The following is a 20279-nucleotide window of genomic DNA, read 5'->3' on the forward strand; positions in this document are numbered from 1 at the left end:
AGCGCAGGCTCCCTCCCGGAAGCCGACACAGGGCTCGAATGCGGGCTGTAGGAGGCGAAGAACGTCGCTAGTCGGAATCATAGCGAATCAGGGGCCTACAACTCGCCCGGCGGGCCTGCACGTGTAATTCCCATCGAACCGCTTCCCCATGTCGAACCTTCTAAGCTTCAGGTCGCCCGTGACCTTTTGCAGCGCGCCGATGCGCGATGGCTTTCCAGACCCGCAGATCTTCTCAACACCGTATTCGAATTCGATTTCGTCTCGGCTTTCCGAGCACACCCCGTACGCAACGCCATCAAAGGTGTAGGTGCTTCCGGGGCGTCCCTTGATCTCAATGGACCCATCCTCGATTCTCAGGAAAAACCGATCAGCAAAGGACACTTCCCCGTATTCGACATGGCCGGAACAGATCAACTCCCGTGCTTCTTTGCCGTGAGCACTAGCGAATGAGACTAGCAATCCGATCACCACAGCAGTCAATCTCCCAAGCCTTTGACGTTTCATTGCTCTCCCGCTTGCAGTTCGATGCCCCCAAGTTCGACTGGCCATACTGCTGTTGGCAAGCCTGCTGTCCGCTTCACTCCCTTTAGTAGGTGCGCGAGCTGCTCGAAATCAAGATATTCCGCCTCTTCCAGCCTGTCGGCTATCCTCATTACGGCGGCCCAGTTGACGCGCAGGAAGCGGGTGACCGCGACCAGCATTTGCTTTTTCAGGGTAACGAGCTCGCGCTTGTTGGATTCCATCTCAAGGTCGCTCTTGGGTTCCTCGAAGAAAGTGATGTCCGTACGCAAGAGCAAGTAAGGAATTGCCAAGTCCTGCCATACGCGCATATCGCCGCCGGCGCCGAACCCGTGCGTTCCTGAGTCGATCTTCTCTGCCACTAAACCCGCTAGGCAGGTAAACAACTTCCACTCGAGCAAGTCATAGGAGAAGTCACCGTTCCTTCCTCCCGGGAATGAGACTTGGCCGACCGAGGGAGAAAGCGTGTCGGTATCGATGAACGCCGAGGCGTCCTCCGGGATTCTCGCTCCGAGGGCGTACATCAGCGCATGGCCGGCCTCGTGGACAGCGGTCTGACGGAAACCGCCAGTTCGTGGCCGAACGGCAAGTATCTGGTGGTACGGCGTCTCGAAAGCATAGTGGTTTGCTGTCGCCCGCATAACCAGGAAACGAGCAAAAAGCGAGAGGGGATGTCCAAACGCCACCATCACCACGACCGACAAAAGAATGAAGGTTGTGAGCGATCGTGGATCGCGCGCAGCGAGGTCCACGGCATGCCGCCACCCAAACCAGCACAGCGCGACGCAAAGGAACCCGTAGCAGACCGATGCAACGACCTCGCCCAGCAGGACAGATCGTTGAAACGCGGGCATGAGGAACCATGTTGCGGCCACAAAGAGGAGCGCAAACCCGGTGATCGCTCCCCCAAGCCGGGCGGCGATTGACGTCGCCGTGGTACCTCCATCCATTCCGAATACGAGTGCCAAAAGGGCCACCCCTGCTACACCGAGCATGCCGTGGAAGGCAATGACCAGCGTCCGTGTGTTGTCGTCGTAAGTGGATCGTAGACGGTACCGCAACATCACGTAGATGAGCCGGAAAAGTTCAACCGGGCCGCGGTGCCTCAGGGTGTCCCACAAGGTCTTGGCGACAATAAAGCGGCCGTAAGGCTTCGAATTTGTGACGCGTTCGGGTTGGGTCTCGCTCATCCTGCATACTTAGGCGCCTTGGGCGCCGCACCAGCAATCAACTTATCGATCGTCGTGTGCACCGACTGCCGACGTTCCAAAGGGCGGCAGCAGCTCACCGAAGAGGCGCTGGAGAACGGCGTCGAGGGACGCAAGCCGCTCAAAATCTCCGCGGCGCAAGATTCTATGTCCTGAGCGGTCCGCCTTCACTCCGTCCTTGTTTGCTCTGGTCTGCCGAGCCTGCCTTTTGCCACCAATGTCAGGCAGAGCCTGTCCAGGCTGCCCACCAAACCATCGGTACCCGCGAAAGTCCAGTTGATCGTCCACAATGATCCAAAGGACGCATCCCGAGGGCTTCTCTGCAAGCTTCAGACTGACGCTAACCTCATTTGTCTTGCCGCCCTCGATCGCGGACTTCAACTGAACGTGGCGAACAACGTCTTTGTAGCTGAACACCACGTCATATCCGCCGGCGTCGAACTCGGAACGGAGCACTTCGACCTCAGCGACACCGAGCTGCCAAAGTCTCCGAAGGGCCTCGCCCACGAAGACATGCTCAATGATTCTTTCACGGAGCACCGATTGAAAGGAGTGCTGCTCTTTCGATCCGGTCCCGTTTCCTGTTTCGCGCATATCAGCTTCCCTACCTTGCCAGATCCCCCATTTCGCGGGAACGTCGCTGACAATCCTAATCGAATGCGGGAATGGCGGGCAGCTTCCGATCGTTGCGTCACTACGTGCCTTTGCGGCACCGTCCCCTACTTGCTCGTCCACGTCGCCCGAATTGAATCTGGCGCAGCGGCCCGAGCTTCTTTGAGTTGCCTCGAAAGTTCGCTCGACACGACAGGAAGCACGGCGACGATAAAATCCTGGGCAGCATCGAAAGAGACTCGATCCTGGTTGGCGGCCACTTCGATCGCCAGACCTTGAGGATTATTCTTGGCCTTGAAGAGGAATCCGGTACCGGCCAACAATGGAAGATCGAACTGATAGGAGTACAGGTTGCGAGGTTCCTGCTCGCCCAGCCGGTCAAAAGGATTGGAGGCAGGGCCGCCGATGGGGATATTCCAGCCAATGACTTTTCGCCCAACGTCTTTGGGCGCCTGCCCCCTCAAACTGGCGTTGCAGAGGACGCGATCCTGGAGGACTAGCGGCTTTTCAGCCCAGCATTGAAGTTGCTCAACATCGGCCGACAGACTCGAAAGTGGGCGGACTGCGTCTGTCAGTTTCTGGTTGAACTCAGTTGCCGGTGGCCAGTTTTCCTGCTTGCCGACGCACGCAGCAAGTGCCGCGCTGAACGTGACCACAGACAAAACCCGAATGGCTTGGTGGCTGATCATGGGCATCTTTCCCTTGAATTTCGAATGGGGGGCGCCGGCCATTGTTCAGCCGGCGGCAGGCCCGAACGCGCGGCCCAAGTAGGTGCCGCTCTAACCTCTACTTTGCGGGTGGCTTTTCACCTGCGGCGGCCGAGCGAAGGATGTAGCACTCACCCTCGACAGTTGTGATCTGACCTGAATCACTCAACGTCCAGCACGAAGGCCCCGCGCTCTTTACGCCACCGTCGACAATCTGAATCGGAGGCCGCCGTGGTTCGCGGTCTTGGGCAAGGGAGCCCGGAGCGGGAGTCGACTCACTGTAGAGAGTGACGACGGTCACATTCCGGCTGTCTTTGGAAGGAGCCTCTTGTCCTTCGGCTCCCCCCGCATACGCGAGACCGGAACAGAGATACAGGGCGGCAAGTGCTGGCAGATGAACTCGTTTCATGGCGTCGATAGAATTGTCGGGCGGTCCAGCCCACCATCCATATCGGCATGAGGGGAACGAACCTGTAGACACACTATCAACGTGGAGCCGTATTTCTACCCGCTGTATCCAACGCGCAAACTCACCATGGGTGTGGTGCGAGACCGAGTCCGGAAGATTTCTCACCAGGAAATCCACTTGGGAAACAGCCACGGTTACACCAAGAAGTAACCGCCCTGCACCGCCCTGTTCGGTGAGAAGTGAACATAGCCCATAGTCAGGTCGTAAGTTCCTGCCAGCGGCGGACAACAACTTTCCAATAAGTTTCTGGTGACACGCCGTCGTAGGCTCCAAACGAGAATCCGTCATTCATCTCGATGAGGGCCGTTTTGCCCGTGTCCAGGACGCCAAAATCGATCACGTACCCGGCCGGCGCGTGCCCGCCCTCCGTCAGGATGTTGATGGCTTCGCCGACCACGACCACTTCCGGATTGACCCCTCTGTCCCCACCACGATCCGCAAACCTCATCTCCAACAGCTCACCGTCGGCGACATAAACGCGCCATTCGCTGACGAAGTGGACCGGGTCGGAAATCCAGACCGGTCTGGCTTTCGACTGGCCATTGAACCGAGGGTCGTCGACAAATTCAGCGACGAATCCAGTAAAACGCTTCCATCCGTCTGCGGGCTTGATGAATAGGCTTCTGCCCGACGCCACAATATTCAAGGCGTCGCGAAGCGTGGAAAGTCGCCTCACTTGGCGATGCAGCATGTGCTCCAGGCATGATGGGTAAGGCGTATGGTTGGGTAAGTCCACACCGAGCTGCCGCAGCGCATACTTGACAAAGCGTACCGATCCTACAGCGACATACCCTTCGCCTAATCTAACTCGGCAGCGCTCAACCTGCCCGGTAGAGGCCCGCTCCACCGGAAGCCCATGCTTCATAGCTAGATCGGCCATCAGCTGTTCTTCCCGGTCTAGGGTTCCATCACCCTTTACTTGAACCAGCAGCCCTTTTGGTTCACTCACCTGCATTGCTCACCACCTTTGATTTGCTCTCCGGCTAAGCCCCTGCGGCACTTTTCATCTTCGATTCCGATACGGAACCGGCGGGGATTGGCTCCGCCTTTTTGAAAGACTTCTTGACTACCGCCGGGCAGCCAGCGACGACGGTTCTCGATTCGACGTCGCGCGTGACGACGCTTCCTGCCGCGATTACGGCATCGTCCTCGATACGGACGCCTGGCATAAGGATGGCGCCCGCACCGATCCAGACGTTCCTACCCACAACGATAGGCTTGGCCATTGCGGAGGGGTCGCGTGCGCGATCGTCGGGATCGACGTGGTGGTATGTCGTGCAGAACTTGACGCCAGGGCCGACAAACGTGCGCTCTCCGATGGACACCATGGCCCCGTTCGCAATGGTGACAGCAACGTTTAAGAACGCTTCCGGTCCAATGGATAGCAGATCTGGTCGTTCAACGTGCAGCGGTGCCCAGACCGTGCATTTCTTGTGCAAACCCGGGAAGGCTCTCTTGAGCACGCGGCCCTTCTTGTTCTTGGATGCAGCTGAGTGGTTGAAGAAGTGCAACGCCGCGCCTGGCGCGCTAGTGCCGCGTGCCAGCAGCCAAAGGTAACGCATGAAGGTAAACATCGTTCGGCGCCTTTCTATGGAGTTGTGGTGCCCTGTCTAGGGGTGGCCGATTGTAGCCGCGGCGGCAGAAATCGCTCAGGAGGCAACGGCTTGGAGTTGTCTTGTGGCGCCGCCCGCCTAGCGGCTTAGAAGCGCACGTGATCGGGCTTCACACCGTCGGCCAACATGTTCGCCTCAACATGGTTGATCAGCTTGTTTCCCCGCCACTCTTTGGGGAAGCGATAGCCAGTCTTCCGCATGATTGGAGCCGCAATGCGAGCCATTGCATGCATGAACAGGTAGTGAATTCTGATCATCGAGGTATGTCGTTGGTTGGATTCGCTTAAACGTAGAGCGAGCCTCATTCATAACGGCGGTCCGTCGTGGACGCCCGCCTCATGTGGGGTTATGCCCGTCGCATCTTCGCGATCAACACGATCAGCGCCACAACCAGTACCCCAACAAAAGCAAACTTGTGCTCACAGGCGAACAGAAAAGGCTCCGTCCCGAATCCGGTCCAATCCGAGGGGCCGCTGCCTCGGGTCGGCAGTGAGAGTGCCTGGGCAATGCCGAAGAAAACCCAGGAGATCAGCAATGGCAGTAATACGCTCTTCATTTCAATTCACTCCAAGCAAACCCCATGTCGAACAGGGACTGGACAAGAGGCCTGATGTCGTCCGCATCCCACCACGCCAGTCCCCCCTGCCACGCGCGGACCCATCTCATGTCTTGGATGACGGCAACTGCCTGACAGCCCCCGCAAGATGCGGCTTGTCAGGTCCGCAGATCCTGCTTGAGAATGGCCCATGCAGTTGCGCTCACTATTCTTCCCTATCGATGGTGGTCGTGCCGATTATTCTGAGCTGCATGCTCGGCGTCCGCAGCATCGTTGCGCCGCCGTTCCGCTTCGTCCGATTGCCTGCGAGCGCGATCAGCACGACTCTCTTTCGAACCAGGCCTGCTAAAAGTTAGCAGCCAAAACGCCAGAGCGATCCCGCCGAAGATGAGGCATTTTTGAAGGAAATCTCGCATGCTGTAGTTCTAGAACCTTGCCTGTCAGCCTTTGGAGCAGGCCGTACTTGTAATTTCCCAACCGAATTCGTTGAGAGCCGGCTTTTTGACGAGCGAGTAGCGACAGGATTGAGCATACTTGTTGGCCGAAGCAGCCCTTACGATAACGATGGCCTTATCGGCTTCGGCGGATTGAAGGGTCGACGTGAGCTTGTCGCTTGGCACACCCGTCGTAAGGCTCATGAATGTCCTTGCTGCGTCTTGCGCTGCTTCCAGCGATCCGGACGGCCCCGAACCGGGTTGCATTTGTGCGGCCACTGCTCGAGCCTGCGACACGTTCGCTGGGACTGCGTTGTCGATTACTGCTTGGCCTTGTGCGAAAGCATGCGATGCGCCGATTGCGCAAAAGAGAACTGCGGTCAGATGAAGTGCGCTTTTCTTAATCATGGTTCGTGAATTAGATTGGTATCCATGGCTGCGCGCCAACTGGCTGGCTCAGAAGTGGACGCGCACGATTTGTCGGCGATCGGAAGCGCCGGTACTCCTGACTTATTGCAGGTCGGTTCGCTCGTGCTGCAAGCACCTCGTGCACTGGTATCGCACTACTGTTACGTCGTATCGACTCTCAACCCTGGAGACTTCTTCGAATTTGTGCCCCAGAAGCAAGCAAAGGATGCGTTTCATCTCCAATTTCCATTAGGGTTCTCAGCCTTCCGCCACGCGCGCCACTCCATGTGCCTCCTGTACCTTTTGCAGATGTAGTGCCCTTTCGGGGACATCAGTAAGATCGAGAGTATCGAATACTCGCAATGCTCGGCGGGATGGCCCACCGGAAACGCTGTGTGTACGCTTATGCTGAGAGAACGCACAACACTCAGGGTAGTCATTACCGTTCTGCAGGGAGGCACCAGTGCCACAAAAGCGTGATTAGAAAAGGCACCCCGGACCCAAAGCAACAGAAATTACCCCAACCCGGCGACAACGTGATCGCGGTTCCGTACTTCAACGCTTCAATCTGCATCGAGAAGCCCCATAGGGCCCACGCAAGGAGCGCAACAACAGAGGATACGACTGCGATCGTCTTCAGCACCTGAACAGAATCTGGCTTTCTATAGCCGCGTCGATAAGCCAACTGCTCGCTCACGCATTGCAAGTCACGAGCGCGGCTCGGCATACCGAAACGTGCATCTTCCCTACCTTGGCGCATCAGGTATGTGTCACGCTCGAGAGATATCATGTCGCTTCTCGTTACAGAGGCACAGTGACTGCATTGCTCAACTTTGAGCAAGTGGCTTCGACTAATTCCGGACTCGTAACATTCGTGCCGTTAACTTGCACAGGTCTGTGAGTCTCAAGCATCCGAGTTGCGACTTTCGTGCAGTCTTTCTTACCGAGTGGCCACGTCGTAACGCCATCCTTTGTAGTCCGCACGACAGCCTCTTTCCTGACGAATGCGAGCTTGATTCCGTCATGGCAAATACTTGCGTCCGGCACCAGGATGCGGCCGTCGAAAGCGAACTGCTGGGAAGCACTAACGGGCGACTCCAGAACAGCCTTGCACTCCTTCGCTGTCAACGTCCCCAGATGGATATATGACGTGCCGCCATCGATGGAGGTGGTGATTGCCGCGTGTGCTGCCTGGCAAAAAGCCAGCATTGTGAGTAAAAGAAGCGAGGCCTTAATGGTGGAAGTCATGGGTCAACCTTCTCAATGTTGATGACATAGTCGAATGAGACGGGGCCCGCCACCTTCCGTGCTTCCGAAAGGGCACTCCCCACAGCCTGCTCAAGATCGCCGTCCTTGGAAACCGTGTAAACGTGCGAAAAAAGCTGAGCACCGCCACGCGTCACTGTCACTCTGATTTGCATAGTTACCCCCTTTCTCCCTCGAACCTACAGTGAACCAGCCGAGCTAGCTATTCCCTCGAAGCGGGGGTCTTCCGACAATCGCCGGCAGCCCACCTTGCAAATTTGTGGCGCGAATTGACTGTGCTTAGCGCTCCCGACCTTTCCGCTTGCCGCAGCTACTGGAGCGTGCCCCCCATGTCGCATGGCCGGCTCACCTTCGGTTCACTTGAAGGAGCGCGTCAGATTGATCACAAACGCCAGAATCTCGACGACCAAGAGTGCGACAGCGAACCAATCGGCCACACGATTGCCAACCTGATTCGCTACGTTATTTGCACCGACACTGCTCATTTCCATCACTCCATCGCTGGTTGCGGCCCTTTTTGGGGTAGTCCACGACAGCTGTTTCCAACCTACCTGGACAGGGCGTCTCGCCAGTTTAACGGTCAGGTTGATTCAGCTGCGGAATTGCAGACGCGACGCAGTCCACAGGCGCAAACGGGGCTACTCAACGGCGCTGCACCTAACCAGCGCTTTACCGGCATCTGTGACCGTCCAATCGTTGAGGCCGTTGCACTCTTGCTTCGCAAGCCACCCCTTTTTCGTCATGCTGGCCAGGGTGGTGCCGTTCGCCCCCAACTCGCTGGCCTGGTAAAAGTCAATCGTGCCGTGTTGGCTAGCGAACGCCAAAACCGCCTCCTGCTTGTCCGTCAGCTTTGTAGTCATTGCATTCTTCCTTAAGTCGGGCGCTAACACGCCGGCACCGCTCTCTGCGGAGTTCTGGAGCGCCCTACCTGAAATTGTCCCAGCCCGGTAGGCATTTTCTAGCCTTCGTGACGCAAATCGTGCGAATTCCTGGTTGTATGGCGTCGCACTCGTGAATGCTTTCGCCCCGTCTCTTAACGGCGCAATCGCCAGAAACTCCAATCGCTACCCTGGCGGTGCCCGGAGGGTTTCCGGTCGCGTCGTGCGATTTTTTTCGGGATTTGAGGTGACCTGCGCTTTCAGTCGACCAGCGGCAGCCTCAAACCTCCACGACGAACCCGAATCGGGGGCCACGTCCTGCAATGTCGCCGGGCCTTGGAGGCTGGACAGTAGCTTGAAGCATATTGCGGGGAGTAGCATTGAGATGAACGACCCCCGCCCTATACTGCCTTGCCAGAAGGCTATGCTCCGAACCACGCGTTCCAGGCATTGCGCAACAGGTCCCCTGCTGCACCGGCACAGAGGTCGAGGAACCAAACCCATGCCATAACGGTGCCAACCCACAAGAATAGGTTGTGGCGGCGGAGGTAGGTGAAGGCCGTCAAGGCGACGACCAGGAACAAGACAATGAACAACATGAGGCATTACTCCAGTTCGGCCCCTGCGAATGCAGGGCGCTCCATTCGTATAGGAAAGCCGAGTGGAGATAATTGGAGTACGTGCGACGCCTACTGCCCCGCCACTTACCGATAGGCTAACAACCCCCGGATGGCATCTCCGTCGGAGTACTTGTCCTTTGGCGCCGTACCAAACAAATTTGTGGCTATGAAGAGCGCAAACGCCATAACAGTTTCGGTACGAAGCAAATCGAGGTGATGGGGAATGAAGTTCCACGCAACGATTGCGGCGACGCTGGAGGCCGCGACACCACCCGCATACATCACAATCCGCTGCCGCCGTGAGATCGGCAAATACCGAAACTCCACGTAACCGCCGCATGGCAACAACCCCAATGAAACCGGAACGTGACCGTCTTGCCAGAGATGGATCGACGGGCCATAGCCCACTTGGATTCTGGAGGGCGGCACACCGTACAGCAGGCCGCAAATAACGTGGCCACTCTCATGGATGAAACTCTCGGCTACGAAGAGCACGCCGAGAGCGACGATGAAAGAGAAGATTTCGCTTACGTCCATCTCTTGCATCAGGGCTCGATACAAGAACCATCCGACGAACACCAGCGCGAAGGGAACCTCGACCAGCATGGTGCGGAGGATTCGTGCCCTTTTTTGTGAGTCCATTTTTGCGCGTACAAATTAGGTTCGATTCCGGAAGGAGTGAACCAGTGTCAGGTTTTCCACCCGTGTCTCAAACGTTGCCGACCAACATTGGCTCAAAAAGGAAATCACCCGGATCGCTTGCCTTCCAAATCAGCGTCCTGAGCACCAATTTCCGCTGCCACGAGCTCATCGCGCGTCCCCACGTCGCTTCGCCTCGCCTATACCTGAACTGTCACTGATCGAGAATTACACACTGATGCCAGCGCACGATGCCCCATATTGAGCCAATGTCGGAAATCGACCATGACCTGAAGCGAGCACTGATAGTCAATGGTCCGCACGCACACGGAGATGCCCCCCATACTTAACGCGAAGTGCCTCGGCATTCAGTGGAAAGCCAACCTCGTTTCCGATTTCGACGACGATTTCCCACAACGAAAGGGCGCCTTCTTGAGCAATGTAGTCGGCATAGTCGCTCAGCGTCCAACGCGCGACGCGTTGAGCATCGTCGTCCAACTCGAGAGCCGCCAACTGCGTGTAGCGGCCGTGGACAAATTGACCGGTAAGCAGGTCGTGCGACGCGAAGACTGGGCCGCCGGTCTGGCCTCCTATAGCGCTCGGAAGGCAGACGGCCGCGTCATATATGCCTGGTCCGTACTGCACCCACGAATGGTCAAATTTTTCTCCGTCCGGAGAAAGCACGACTCCGATCCGCAAAGACACCTCGTCCGCGTCCCCAGGCAGCTGAGCCTCCAGTTCCGAAAGCAGGACGTACAAAATTGCAGAGTACTTGTGGCAGGCGCCGGACGCTTCATGCCGAACCAGGTGGCGCAGTACTTCGACATAGACGATGACACTAGGCTGATGGTCGCCCATTTTTTCCGCTACGATCGCGACATCGCGTTCGAATTTCGGCAAGTGCAATCGCACTTTTTCTAGGTCCATAGACGATTTGAAGATCCGGTAGAAGCGCGGCCGGCATCCGACTGTAGAGTCTGCGGGTGTGAACTAGTACGTGACGTAAGCACAGATAGCAATGAGAGAATCAAATCGGTCATCTGCTTCCGGAGGTCCGCGTGTGCTTCGGTTCTCCGGCTCCCGAGGAACGCTAGCTCCCAACGCCTTGAATTGCGCTGATGGCCTGGTAGGGTCTTAAGTCTGGCGGCTGCGCCCATTGGGCATCATTCACCTGGACAGCGTTTGTGCTCGCGCTGCCGCCAGACCCGGCCTTGGCGCCAACGCTGTACGCCCCCTCAGTCGCTCACTTCACCCATCGACTTTGCAGAGTCGATATCGGCCGGTTCGAAGCACGGGACCAAGATTGCGTGGCGCGCTTTTGCGTCCGCCAGTGAATCGAACGGACCGTGAATGGCGCCATTGCGCGACAGCATGTACGCTGGCTGCCCTCGCACGTTCATGAGGGCGATCGCCCATCCACTTGGGTGTTCCCAACCATAGCCCGAAACTTGATCCCAGTTGTCCATTTCGGCCTCCGATACGTGCCGCCTGCAATCGAATTCGCATCGAGTTCACCACGGGAACCTCTAAGGAGGCCGAGGGAATACGCCGTATACTACTGTGTTTTTATACAGGGTCAACTATGCCGGCTGACGCACAAGCGGCGGTATGTGGAAGGCAGCGTACCGGCTACGCCCGGGAGCATCACGAAGCTTCCGAGCAAAAAAAAACCGCCGGCCCCCATGAACGGGAGCGCGGCGGCGCACTGATGCGTGGCGAAATGATGTCGCTTGCCTATCAATGAAGTTCTTGATGGTGTCCAGGCACTGAAGCGCCTCAAGATCCAAACTGCCGATCCGCCTTCGAAATCGCCTGTCGCACCAAGAGGTACGAATAGTCCGGATACTCGAACTCGGGGCCCGCGAGCGCGCGCAGCGCACTCGCAAACTCGGGGTTTTGGTCGTACAGGTCAGCGACTCGCTGGTAGCCATAGCCTGAGAGGATCGCACGCGCCTTGTCGCGGTCCGAGCCCCTCTGTTCACTATCAGCAAGCTCCCAGCACCAGCCAGTGCCCACACAGAACACGTCGAGGGTCCGTCCATCGACTTCAATTTGCTCCATTGAGGACTCGAAGACAGCGGCGGGCTCCTCGTGCACGTCCGTGACCCGCACTACACCGGCCGACTCATCGAAGGCCACTTCTGCTGGCATCAGCTGTGCGAGCATTCGGACCGACGCCGTCGGAAATAGCGGCTGCTGCCATCCGTTCCAGCGAACCCCGTTGGTGTACGCAGGGATGTCTTGGCCAGCGGCAAGCCATTCTCCGGTTACAGCGGTCAGCCGAAACGGTGGTACGTCCGACAGGTGCGGTTCACTGGATCCAACGGGCACGACCGTTACGGAAGTTGCACCGTCGTAGGTAGCGCGGTACATCTTGTTCGCGGGATCCTGTTCGCAAACAATGCTGGTAGCGCCACCGATCTCCTGCAGCAAATCGTCAAGATACTGGTCGCAATTAAAGTTGGTCCAGCACGTTGCTGACTCGCGCAGCACCTGCAACACCCGGTCGAACTGCTCCGGTATGCCGGCCGCCTCTGCAACAGCCTTGATCGCGTGGAACGGATTTTCAAACCAATCCGTCCACACACGCTCCTGTGGACCTTCCCCGCCATTGCCTTGCGAACTCATGAGTGCGCCATCCGGCTGACGATTCTGGGCCTGATTGTTGGTCATATGCTTGCTCCAAAGAAATTGCGAAGCAGGCACTCCCATTCGGAGTTGCGTGCCCCGCTTGGGTTACCAAAATCACCGGCAGGCCGGTGAACAGAGAAAGGCGTTCAACCCTACCCCATGGGGCTTTGCCCAAAAGTAGAGTTGCGCTTCATTGTTGAGGATGCGGAATCCGTCAGCCGTAGAACCAGACATGGCACTGATCCACGCCTATTGCCTTCAGTTCCTCGACGTTGTAGGTCTCCATCTTCGCTTTCGCTTTGATGATGGCCTCGAATTGCTTGAGCAAATCAACGACCGCTCGTCCCACGACGGTGTCCTCTTCAAGATCCGCGACCGCCGGCGCCAGCTGACACCAGATCTCCATATCGACGTGATCCCGAACGAATGGCCCCTTCCCACCGGCGATCGAGTGCTCGATTGCCTCCGTGTTGGCTCCGCTTCCAGTGGGAATCACAGCGCCTGCCGCCGTCGCATCCAATGGAACGTCGCTGATCTTCTCAACGGTTCCCGCATCAGAGCACGAGTAGTCGACGTGTTCGGCATCCGGCGCGACGAGGTTTCCTTCCTCATCCAAGACAGAGATCTCGAAATCGTCCAGGACAGCGATGCCCTGCTTGGAGTGAAAGATGTCCAGTGCAATGGCCGCCTTTTTCGCGTCAGTCAGTTCGCCTGCATCTACGGTAAAGAGCACACCGTACACACCCGCGACATCCTCGTCCTCGACAGACGAAAGGTCCGACGTAACCTGCCGCACATTGATGCGCAGCGGGTTTCCCTCGCCCAAGGAGAGGCCTTCGGGTTGCAGATTCGGAACGAGTCCGAGGATCCGCGCGTCGGCAGCCAGTCTCGCCAGGCGCGCGGACGGCGACATATACAAGCCAAGCAGACCAAGGAGCTCGCTGTACTCGTCGCCACCTGGACTGATCTCCCGGTCAGAAATCCGCTTCTCGAGAAGCAGGATATGCCGACGTGCTTCGACAAGCGACGACAGCGCCTCTTTGTAGACCCGATAGTTTGGGTCGCCTGGATTCTGGCAGGCCAGCTGGAGAGCATCGATGGCCTTTCCAATTGGCGAGTCAAACGGGACGGTACCCAGCCGTTCGTCGATGAACCGTGACAGCTCACCTAGATTGCTCGAGATCTGCAGTTCCGCCTCGAAGTGAGACGGCAGCACTTCTACGGCCGTGACCTTCGTCGGATAGAGCCCAGCTGATGACAGCTGCTGAACGAATTCCGCTTGGCTCGCTTGAACCGCTACCCAAACGATCAGGTGATCCGTTTTGCTCGAAGAGCCGTTGAAACCGGCAAGGGTCAATTCGAAAACATGCATTTGCCTACTCCTGAATGGAAACGCGGAGCAGGCAACCCCGTCTGGGGCTGCAAGCCCCGCAAGGGTTGGTGACTCACCGATGCCGGTGAAAATGAGAATCGGCGCTAACGCCGTTTTGGCTGAATTTAAGGCCCAGCTACCGTGCGAAATACCGATGAAGGGTACCACGATTTCCCAACAGGAAACTGCCGCCAGCGCTGTGTCACGGTGCCTACGCCAGGGCTTGTGCCGATTAGTTTCAGGGTGCGAGCACAACGCACAAATGAAAAACGCCCGCACCATCCTTTCTGGACAGTACGGGCGCCAGGCCGATATCGGCCTTCGCCGTTATCAACCTTCCTTCTCAACCTCGGCCAGCAAATCCTCAACCGAGTACTCCCCTCGCGCTCCGAGGTCGACAACATCCTCGACCTCCGGACTCGCGGCAAAGGCTTCCTTCTGCGCCGGCGTCATGAGGCGCCAGCACAATTGGAGGAGCCCCTGCAGGTCGCCGACCGTATGGTCGGCATCACCAGCATCGTCTCCGTGATTGTCTGCTGCTTTGCAGAGCTTATCGATGACCGAATCGTTCGCGGGCATTTCCTTGCTTCCTTGACAGAGAAAGCAGAGCAGACAACCCCGACGGAGTTGAAAGCCCCGCTGGGTAAAAAGTTCACCGCCTGGCAGTGAACGCAATTGGCGGCCGAGACCGTATCAGCTCTCGCGTGAAAACTTATCGCATTGCTGCACATAGCCGTCGCGATCTTCCCGTCCTGGCCAGTCCAACTTACAGCCACTCATCGAGCCTGGAAGGTAGTCGCAATTGGCGCATCCAGCACACATATCGTCGTCACTGATCGACTTCTTTCCGCCAGACACGGTGATCGGGCGCAGTTCTGCGTCCTCGTTTGGCATTTGCCTGCTCCTGAATTGAACTGCGGAGCCGACAACCCACACGGAGTCGAAAGCCCCGCTAGGGTTAAAAAGTCACCGCGGTGCGGCGTACAAAATTGAGGGCGGCACGACCTTAGTCTGCCTTCTTCTCAATGCTGAAGAAGCCGTCAAACTGGTACTTTGGAAACATCTGGCGCCACGCCCACAACTCTTGCTCCAGTTCCGCGCGCGACGGAACATACTCAAGCTTCCGGCCAGTTTGCGCATCCATCATCGCCCTGTAAGCCTCGGCAATTGCTACGCCGAGACCAGGACAAGCTGAAGCTGCGCCGCCAGAGGTACAAATTCGGACGCCTTCTAAGGTGCGCCCGTGCTCCGGTGCTACTTGGACGTACCAGTCGCCGTTGCCACCGGGGAAAATAACCAGCGCCCGCAGCTCGTCCTTCGGAAGATCGCGATCGTCGGTCAGGTACATTGCACGTTGGATATCAGTCACGATGCAGCTCCTATGTGATCAGATGTCCAGGCGACAAGTACCGGTTACCGGAACCGGAGAGGCCAGAGCTGTAACCAAGTGGTAGCCAGGGTTCTCATCACGCATTTTCGCGGCGAAGAAATCGATGGCCTCCGTTTGCGATCTCGCGACATAGATGCCGTGAGTTGGACGGATTTCCGTGGTGCTGCCATCCTTCAGCAGGACGCCCGACACCACAAATTGCATCGGCTGGCTCACGTACCAACCTAGGTCCGCACCCCGGCCACCGACACTTTGGGCGTGCACAGCAAACGCCGCCATGGCGCATGTCGCCGCGACCAACAACGTCTTGCAAAAGTTCTGCATGATTTTCTGCTCCGAAAAGGAATTGGCGGAGCAGGCGACCCCTACAGGAGCACGCGTGCCCCGCAAGGGTTTAGTGGCTCACCACGAATGGTGAAATTGAGTCGCGCCCAGTAGTAGAACGCGTTGGCTGGAGTTTCGGTCCAGCTGCCGAGTAAAAGCACCGTAAGGGTACCACGCCCAATTCCTGGTGGGAATCAGACGCGCCCAGCATGTTGGTCGACACAACTGCCCTGCTTGCCGCGGTGCCAGAGCGCCCGGCGCCCAAAAAAATCGCCCGCTCTGTCCAAACTGGACAGGCGGGCGTTGATTCCACTGAAATGGGACTACTTGCGCAGCGCGAGAAGCGTGCTGCGATGCTCGCCCTTCCCTTCGGATTCGAGCGATTCAAGCATCGCATTGCAGCGATCCGCCCATCGGTCCGCCTTCTCGGCCCCCATGCTGCACCGATCGGCACTGCACGGATCGGCCAACAGCGCGGCCAAATTGCCAAGCGCCAACTGTAGGATTTTTGCATCCTCGCCAGTCCACAGCACGTCTTTGCCGTGCAACTGGTTGACCAGCGCGCAGACCAGGTCATGCTGTGCACTCAAACCTACTCCCTCGATGCCCAGGCGTCGCTCGTCAACCGAGCTCGTCGAGTGCATGTATCGGACGCCGGATCCGTGCCGACTGCAGGACACGAAAAACAGGCCCTGTTTCGGGTTCGTTACGGCAAACGCGAAAGGCTCCTTGTCGTTGCCGAAAAACAGAATCCCATTGGGCTTCTCACGGTAGAACCCGCTTTGCTCTTGTCTGGCTCGGCCTTCAAAATGCACGAATCGGCGCCCATTGACGTCCAGAACAGGGGCCTCGGTCGGCCGGCGGTCGGGCATTAGGAGAGCCACTTCCTTCATGGCTTCCACCTCGGTCAGATAGAAGAGGTCGGCATTACCCCAGCCTTGTCTGCCATCCGAACCAACGAATGTCACCGACGGTGCGGTTGCGCCGACTTCCGTTCGGATGCCATGCCAGGTGATGGTTACGGGCTTGACTTCAGCGCTGACGAATACGTCGTCCCGCATGGTCTGCACAACCTCGTACAGGGTGAACGGCACTTCCTTTCCGACGAGATCTGCCGCCGTTGCACGCGTAGGAGGCGAAACTTTGATTGATTGCATATCCTGCTCCTGAATGTAGTCAGCGAAGCAGGAAGCCCTCTGCGGGACAACTTGCCCCGCGTGGGTAATGGACACACCGACTGGCGGTGTATAGGAATCGCGATCCGCGTCGGGTTCGCGTTGGCTGGAGATGGACCAGCGGCCATGGAAAACAGCGCAAGCATAACACGCGAATTTCCTGATGAGAAATTGAGGCGCAGCAGTGACGGAAACGCCTTAATCACCTGCGTTCCTTCTTCTCTCAGCTGCGTGTCGTGCTGCCAGACAAAGAAAAACCCGCCGCCTCCTATAAGGAGGCCGGCGGGCTTGTGCTGCTGGGCCGGACTTGCGTCAGCAACCAGCGTTCATGGCTTGGTCATGGCCGTCATTCGGCATCCATTCGGGAATATCCTGCACGGCGCCGAGTACAGATTGCAGCTGCGCAATCGCGATCTCGATCCGCGCACTGGCCTGCTCGCCTGACGAGCAGTCTTCCGCGCTCGAAAGTTCGGTCATCAGGAACTTCAAGACACCATCGCCACAGCGGGCCACTGAGCTCCGGAATTCCTCCTCCGATTTGCTGCAAGCCAGATATGAAAATTGACCCCTCGCATACTTCTCAAGTATCGCCCGCTGGCCTGGATTCAACCAACCCAGCGTCTCGTCAACGACGGCGGGTGGCGAAATCGCACCATAGTCGCCCTCCACCTGCGCATTCGCGTAGGTCATCAGAGCCCTGGCGGTGCCTGGATCAACGCTTGCGTCGAACGTGAGGTCGAACAGACCGGCGATATCAAGTTCGGTCGGTTTTGTTGTGGCCGCATACCGCGCGAAAATCTCAGCGTCCACAGGCTCTTCTCTCTGGAAGAACACGGCCAGCCTTGCACCAGGGCACTCCACGTGCTCGACCATCGCAACCCACAGGCGCGGCTCTTCAGCCGCTTTCGCCGGCGAACCGAGCGAAGGGTCGTCGCGAAGCGCGCGCACTACATCCGCCCATGCTTCTGCTTTGGTCGCAAAGTTGCCGGCGCTTGACTCCACACTCTGCCAGCCGGGCTGGCTCAATGTCCACCACCACCGACCAATCAGGTCTAGGCGATGTTCAGCCGTTCCTAACTGGACCTGGAACCCCGCGTCCCGCGCGGCCACAACATCGGCAGCGGTGATGCGCACTGGCGCGTCGAATGGGGGCTCAACCCAGCTAATCTGATCTGGTGTCAGGCCGTGCTTGCTGGCTGCTTCCGTCTTTCGCTGGATGGCGTGAGCTGAGGATTGATACGCCCGGGCGACCGCAACATGCTGGGCGTGAAGCACGGCGTTCGCGTCGGCTGCGATCATTTCTTCCACGCTTGCGTGGCCGAGGGCCTGTGCCTCTTCCAGTTCAGTTACTGCGTTGCTTGCTTGCATCTTCTTGCTCCATATTGGATCTGCGAAGCAAGCAACCCCATTCGGGGCTGGTTGCCCCGCGAGGGTTGGTAATGGTCACCGGTGCCGGTGAATATGAATGCCGTTAGGTCGATCGAAATCAACGTTCCGAGCTTAGGGATCAACTAGCGGCTGTTCGTCTAGGACGGCGCGGCCTGTACATCACCGCTCCCGGCCGCACTCCGTCTGGCGGGCGATCGGCTGGCCACGGAAGTTACGCCAATCGGTGCTGTTGCTGCTGCCGGCCGGAAGGATCTCCGGTGCATCCAGTGGGCCGCCGGCGTCGAGGTCGTCGGACATCTGACCGACTGGCCCATACAAATGCGACCGACCTGGCATGTTGAGACAACGCACACCTTGTCGCTGACGGTGCCCGCCGGTACAGATGGAGTTCACTGACATGTCCTGCTCCTCGCATTAGATTGCGAAGCAGGCAACCCCTTGCGGGACTGCGTGCCCCGCGTGGGTTATGTAGATCACCACATAGTGATGAATTTGAATAGCGGTGGCCCTAGGTCGAACCACCTGGCTGGATATCGGACCAGCTGCCGGTAGAGGTACCTCGCAAGGGTATCACGGATTCCTGCTGGGAAGCAGGGAGTGTTTTTAGGCAAAGAAAAAAGCCCGCCATTCCCCATTTTCAGGAGAACGACGGGCTTTGGGGCTACTGCACCAAGAGTGGTCGGGGCCTTTTCCAACTAGGAACGGCAGGCACAGGCCGGGGCAGTCGGCGTAGTTCGACGTCCCAGTACCGGCTGGTACTGCGTACCATCCCAAACTTCCAGATCCTGCTCCAGGACATCCGCCCTGGACCTCCGGGCCTCGCGCAGTGCGTCGCGGTCGTCAGACGCACCAATCATGATCCAGCCATAGCCAGACCGGCAGCGATAGGACGTGAGCCCAGGCGCGGCCAAGGCCCGACCGCACTGATTGAACTGACCGTACTTGCTCATGTCGTTCCACCTGCGCGATCGGCCAACTGAGTGTACGCCGCCGTAATGGCCGGGTGCACTTTGCTTGGCGCTGCACGTACGAATCGGACCGCCGCAACATCGTGGTCTCCGATAAACGCCGTCATCGTCCGCACGATATCCGTACAGAACGGGCTCGTGTGTTGTCCGAGCCAAAAGCAGAACACGGAACCATTGATGTTACCCGGGCCCTCACTGACCGGCAGACCGTCGGCCATCTGGGACGGCCACGAGTCGGTCCAATCAGCTGCCGATGCCTCTTTGACGCTGAAACTGGCGCCCGTGCGCGGGTGCGTGATCTGCAGCTTTCGCGTGACATCGGGCAACGGCAATGCTTCACCGCGGAGTTCGTCTGCCAGCATCCAAGCTTTCGCGCCGTCGAAAGTAGGGAAATTCACATCCAGGCGGCTGCCAGGCTCCTTTCGTTCCCAGCAAACACCCAATCGACCAGACGGATAGAACGGGCACTGCGTCAGCACTCCCTTGCCTTCGGCCTCCGGAACATGAAACGGGTTACCGGGACGCCAGCGGGGGTCATGCTCAGTGGGGATTTCGCACCAGTGCGTTGCCTCGAAGCCAGACTCCACATAGGCGGTACGCGGTGCGTCAACGCGACCCTCAGCGCACCAGGTGGAAACCCGACTGTCGTTGGCGTTGAAGAACACATAGCGCTTGCCCGGCACCGGCTGGCGCGCTGTGACCGTGTTGACGTGCTGCAGCCATACGCCCTCTGGTACACCGACGCGCGGAGCCTCATGTTCGCGCAGATTGTGGATGCCATACTGTTCGAGCTTCTCGCCGGTATTTTCGGAAATTCGCGTCTGCGTATTCCACTGCAACACGCAGCCATCGCGATCGAGACCGACAACCTCTTCGTCCTCAAGGGTATCGATGGGGATCAGTTCGTCCTCGAACGCATCCTGCTCAGCGCCGTCCTCGAGACGAATTTTGAACATTGGGCCGACTTCTTCGATATCCGCTTCCTGCTCGGTTAGCGGACGAATGACAGTAGCGGTGACGTTCCGCTTTCCTTCTTGTGCTGTCGAGAAAAACAGCACTTCCTGGTGCTCGCCCGGTAGACGATTTTGTGACATACCTGCT

24 protein-coding genes are annotated in these 20279 nt (G+C 58.0%); all 24 read right to left on the reverse strand.

Annotated features, from left to right (window positions below; translation table 11 throughout):
* Positions 1 to 87 precede the first annotated feature (87 nt).
* The 24 genes from DOD19_RS26015 to DOD19_RS26135 all read right to left on the reverse strand — a co-directional run bounded on the left by DOD19_RS26015 (position 88) and on the right by DOD19_RS26135 (position 20272).
* A complete protein-coding gene (locus DOD19_RS26015) occupies positions 88 to 504 on the reverse strand; it encodes a hypothetical protein (protein WP_024979552.1) in 417 nt (138 codons plus the stop codon).
* Positions 501 to 1709 carry a hypothetical protein gene (locus DOD19_RS26020; protein WP_024979551.1) on the reverse strand — a complete coding sequence of 403 codons (1209 nt, stop codon included), beginning with the start codon at positions 1707 to 1709 and terminating at the stop codon, positions 501 to 503. The genes DOD19_RS26015 and DOD19_RS26020 overlap by 4 nt, the downstream gene beginning before the upstream one ends.
* A 42-nt stretch (positions 1710 to 1751) precedes the next feature.
* A complete protein-coding gene (locus tag DOD19_RS26025; protein ID WP_024979550.1) occupies positions 1752 to 2321 on the reverse strand; it encodes a hypothetical protein in 570 nt (189 codons plus the stop codon).
* A gap of 125 nt (positions 2322 to 2446) precedes the next feature.
* Positions 2447 to 3028, reverse strand: a complete 582-nt coding sequence (locus tag DOD19_RS26030; protein ID WP_231973483.1) for a hypothetical protein — start codon at positions 3026 to 3028, stop codon at positions 2447 to 2449.
* A gap of 683 nt (positions 3029 to 3711) precedes the next feature.
* A complete protein-coding gene (locus DOD19_RS26035; RefSeq protein WP_024979548.1) occupies positions 3712 to 4470 on the reverse strand; it encodes an ATP-grasp domain-containing protein in 759 nt (252 codons plus the stop codon).
* A 28-nt stretch (positions 4471 to 4498) separates the two neighbouring features.
* Positions 4499 to 5089 (reverse strand): sugar O-acetyltransferase, encoded by a 591-nt coding sequence (locus tag DOD19_RS26040; RefSeq protein ID WP_024979547.1) that lies wholly within the window; start codon positions 5087 to 5089, stop codon positions 4499 to 4501.
* A 125-nt stretch (positions 5090 to 5214) separates the two neighbouring features.
* Positions 5215 to 5385, reverse strand: coding sequence for a hypothetical protein (locus tag DOD19_RS27625; protein ID WP_156669043.1), 171 nt, complete (start codon positions 5383 to 5385; stop codon positions 5215 to 5217).
* Between the two features lie 89 nt (positions 5386 to 5474).
* The gene (locus DOD19_RS26045) at positions 5475 to 5684 is read right to left on the reverse strand and encodes a hypothetical protein (RefSeq protein ID WP_024979546.1); all 210 of its coding nucleotides are present in this window, start codon (positions 5682 to 5684) and stop codon (positions 5475 to 5477) included.
* Positions 5685 to 6124: 440 nt separating this feature from the next.
* The gene (locus DOD19_RS28055) at positions 6125 to 6526 is read right to left on the reverse strand and encodes a hypothetical protein (RefSeq protein ID WP_231973491.1); all 402 of its coding nucleotides are present in this window, start codon (positions 6524 to 6526) and stop codon (positions 6125 to 6127) included.
* Between the two features lie 801 nt (positions 6527 to 7327).
* Positions 7328 to 7774, reverse strand: a complete 447-nt coding sequence (locus DOD19_RS26065) for a hypothetical protein (protein ID WP_024979543.1) — start codon at positions 7772 to 7774, stop codon at positions 7328 to 7330.
* 374 nt (positions 7775 to 8148) lie between these two features.
* The gene (locus tag DOD19_RS28225; RefSeq protein WP_257784479.1) at positions 8149 to 8277 is read right to left on the reverse strand and encodes a hypothetical protein; all 129 of its coding nucleotides are present in this window, start codon (positions 8275 to 8277) and stop codon (positions 8149 to 8151) included.
* Positions 8278 to 8430: 153 nt separating this feature from the next.
* Complete coding sequence (locus DOD19_RS26070) at positions 8431 to 8652, reverse strand: hypothetical protein (protein WP_024979542.1); 222 nt, start codon at positions 8650 to 8652, stop codon at positions 8431 to 8433.
* Between the two features lie 722 nt (positions 8653 to 9374).
* Complete coding sequence (locus DOD19_RS26075; protein ID WP_231973493.1) at positions 9375 to 9896, reverse strand: site-2 protease family protein; 522 nt, start codon at positions 9894 to 9896, stop codon at positions 9375 to 9377.
* Positions 9897 to 10238: 342 nt separating this feature from the next.
* Positions 10239 to 10829, reverse strand: coding sequence for a transposase (locus DOD19_RS26080; RefSeq protein ID WP_231973495.1), 591 nt, complete (start codon positions 10827 to 10829; stop codon positions 10239 to 10241).
* Positions 10830 to 11164: 335 nt separating this feature from the next.
* Entirely contained in the window at positions 11165 to 11395 is a 231-nt protein-coding gene (locus DOD19_RS26085; protein ID WP_024979539.1) for a hypothetical protein, read from the reverse strand.
* Between the two features lie 310 nt (positions 11396 to 11705).
* Positions 11706 to 12602, reverse strand: coding sequence for a hypothetical protein (locus DOD19_RS28060; protein ID WP_024979538.1), 897 nt, complete (start codon positions 12600 to 12602; stop codon positions 11706 to 11708).
* A 172-nt stretch (positions 12603 to 12774) separates the two neighbouring features.
* Positions 12775 to 13932: a hypothetical protein gene (locus DOD19_RS28065; RefSeq protein WP_024979537.1), complete on the reverse strand. Its 1158-nt coding sequence runs from the start codon at positions 13930 to 13932 to the stop codon at positions 12775 to 12777.
* A gap of 330 nt (positions 13933 to 14262) precedes the next feature.
* On the reverse strand, positions 14263 to 14511 hold the full coding sequence (locus DOD19_RS26100; protein ID WP_182557884.1) for a hypothetical protein: 249 nt from the start codon (positions 14509 to 14511) through the stop codon (positions 14263 to 14265).
* Between the two features lie 427 nt (positions 14512 to 14938).
* A complete protein-coding gene (locus DOD19_RS26110; RefSeq protein ID WP_024979536.1) occupies positions 14939 to 15301 on the reverse strand; it encodes a hypothetical protein in 363 nt (120 codons plus the stop codon).
* Positions 15302 to 15319: 18 nt separating this feature from the next.
* The gene (locus DOD19_RS26115; RefSeq protein ID WP_024979535.1) at positions 15320 to 15646 is read right to left on the reverse strand and encodes a hypothetical protein; all 327 of its coding nucleotides are present in this window, start codon (positions 15644 to 15646) and stop codon (positions 15320 to 15322) included.
* Positions 15647 to 15969: 323 nt separating this feature from the next.
* Complete coding sequence (locus DOD19_RS26120; RefSeq protein ID WP_112188991.1) at positions 15970 to 16803, reverse strand: hypothetical protein; 834 nt, start codon at positions 16801 to 16803, stop codon at positions 15970 to 15972.
* A 330-nt stretch (positions 16804 to 17133) separates the two neighbouring features.
* Positions 17134 to 18189: a hypothetical protein gene (locus DOD19_RS26125; protein WP_024979533.1), complete on the reverse strand. Its 1056-nt coding sequence runs from the start codon at positions 18187 to 18189 to the stop codon at positions 17134 to 17136.
* Positions 18190 to 18369: 180 nt separating this feature from the next.
* Positions 18370 to 18609: a hypothetical protein gene (locus DOD19_RS26130; RefSeq protein WP_024979532.1), complete on the reverse strand. Its 240-nt coding sequence runs from the start codon at positions 18607 to 18609 to the stop codon at positions 18370 to 18372.
* Positions 18610 to 19156: 547 nt separating this feature from the next.
* Positions 19157 to 20272, reverse strand: a complete 1116-nt coding sequence (locus DOD19_RS26135) for a hypothetical protein (RefSeq protein WP_024979531.1) — start codon at positions 20270 to 20272, stop codon at positions 19157 to 19159.
* Between the last annotated feature and the right edge of the window lie 7 nt (positions 20273 to 20279).

This window comes from Ralstonia sp. GX3-BWBA (assembly GCF_003290055.1).
Classification (GTDB): Bacteria; Pseudomonadota; Gammaproteobacteria; order Burkholderiales; family Burkholderiaceae; genus Ralstonia; species Ralstonia holmesii.

Coding starts and splice junctions, on each gene's coding strand:
- DOD19_RS26015 (WP_024979552.1), bottom strand. CDS start 504: ATGAAACGTCAAAGGCTTGGGAGATTGACTGCTGTGGTGATCGGATTG.
- DOD19_RS26020 (WP_024979551.1), bottom strand. CDS start 1,709: ATGAGCGAGACCCAACCCGAACGCGTCACAAATTCGAAGCCTTACGGC.
- DOD19_RS26025 (WP_024979550.1), bottom strand. CDS start 2,321: ATGCGCGAAACAGGAAACGGGACCGGATCGAAAGAGCAGCACTCCTTT.
- DOD19_RS26030 (WP_231973483.1), bottom strand. CDS start 3,028: ATGATCAGCCACCAAGCCATTCGGGTTTTGTCTGTGGTCACGTTCAGC.
- DOD19_RS26035 (WP_024979548.1), bottom strand. CDS start 4,470: ATGCAGGTGAGTGAACCAAAAGGGCTGCTGGTTCAAGTAAAGGGTGAT.
- DOD19_RS26040 (WP_024979547.1), bottom strand. CDS start 5,089: ATGTTTACCTTCATGCGTTACCTTTGGCTGCTGGCACGCGGCACTAGC.
- DOD19_RS27625 (WP_156669043.1), bottom strand. CDS start 5,385: ATGATCAGAATTCACTACCTGTTCATGCATGCAATGGCTCGCATTGCG.
- DOD19_RS26045 (WP_024979546.1), bottom strand. CDS start 5,684: ATGAAGAGCGTATTACTGCCATTGCTGATCTCCTGGGTTTTCTTCGGC.
- DOD19_RS28055 (WP_231973491.1), bottom strand. CDS start 6,526: ATGATTAAGAAAAGCGCACTTCATCTGACCGCAGTTCTCTTTTGCGCA.
- DOD19_RS26065 (WP_024979543.1), bottom strand. CDS start 7,774: ATGACTTCCACCATTAAGGCCTCGCTTCTTTTACTCACAATGCTGGCT.
- DOD19_RS28225 (WP_257784479.1), bottom strand. CDS start 8,277: ATGAGCAGTGTCGGTGCAAATAACGTAGCGAATCAGGTTGGCAATCGT.
- DOD19_RS26070 (WP_024979542.1), bottom strand. CDS start 8,652: ATGACTACAAAGCTGACGGACAAGCAGGAGGCGGTTTTGGCGTTCGCT.
- DOD19_RS26075 (WP_231973493.1), bottom strand. CDS start 9,896: ATGCTGGTCGAGGTTCCCTTCGCGCTGGTGTTCGTCGGATGGTTCTTG.
- DOD19_RS26085 (WP_024979539.1), bottom strand. CDS start 11,395: ATGGACAACTGGGATCAAGTTTCGGGCTATGGTTGGGAACACCCAAGT.
- DOD19_RS28060 (WP_024979538.1), bottom strand. CDS start 12,602: ATGACCAACAATCAGGCCCAGAATCGTCAGCCGGATGGCGCACTCATG.
- DOD19_RS28065 (WP_024979537.1), bottom strand. CDS start 13,932: ATGCATGTTTTCGAATTGACCCTTGCCGGTTTCAACGGCTCTTCGAGC.
- DOD19_RS26100 (WP_182557884.1), bottom strand. CDS start 14,511: ATGCCCGCGAACGATTCGGTCATCGATAAGCTCTGCAAAGCAGCAGAC.
- DOD19_RS26115 (WP_024979535.1), bottom strand. CDS start 15,646: ATGCAGAACTTTTGCAAGACGTTGTTGGTCGCGGCGACATGCGCCATG.
- DOD19_RS26120 (WP_112188991.1), bottom strand. CDS start 16,803: ATGCAATCAATCAAAGTTTCGCCTCCTACGCGTGCAACGGCGGCAGAT.
- DOD19_RS26125 (WP_024979533.1), bottom strand. CDS start 18,189: ATGCAAGCAAGCAACGCAGTAACTGAACTGGAAGAGGCACAGGCCCTC.
- DOD19_RS26130 (WP_024979532.1), bottom strand. CDS start 18,609: ATGTCAGTGAACTCCATCTGTACCGGCGGGCACCGTCAGCGACAAGGT.
- DOD19_RS26135 (WP_024979531.1), bottom strand. CDS start 20,272: ATGTCACAAAATCGTCTACCGGGCGAGCACCAGGAAGTGCTGTTTTTC.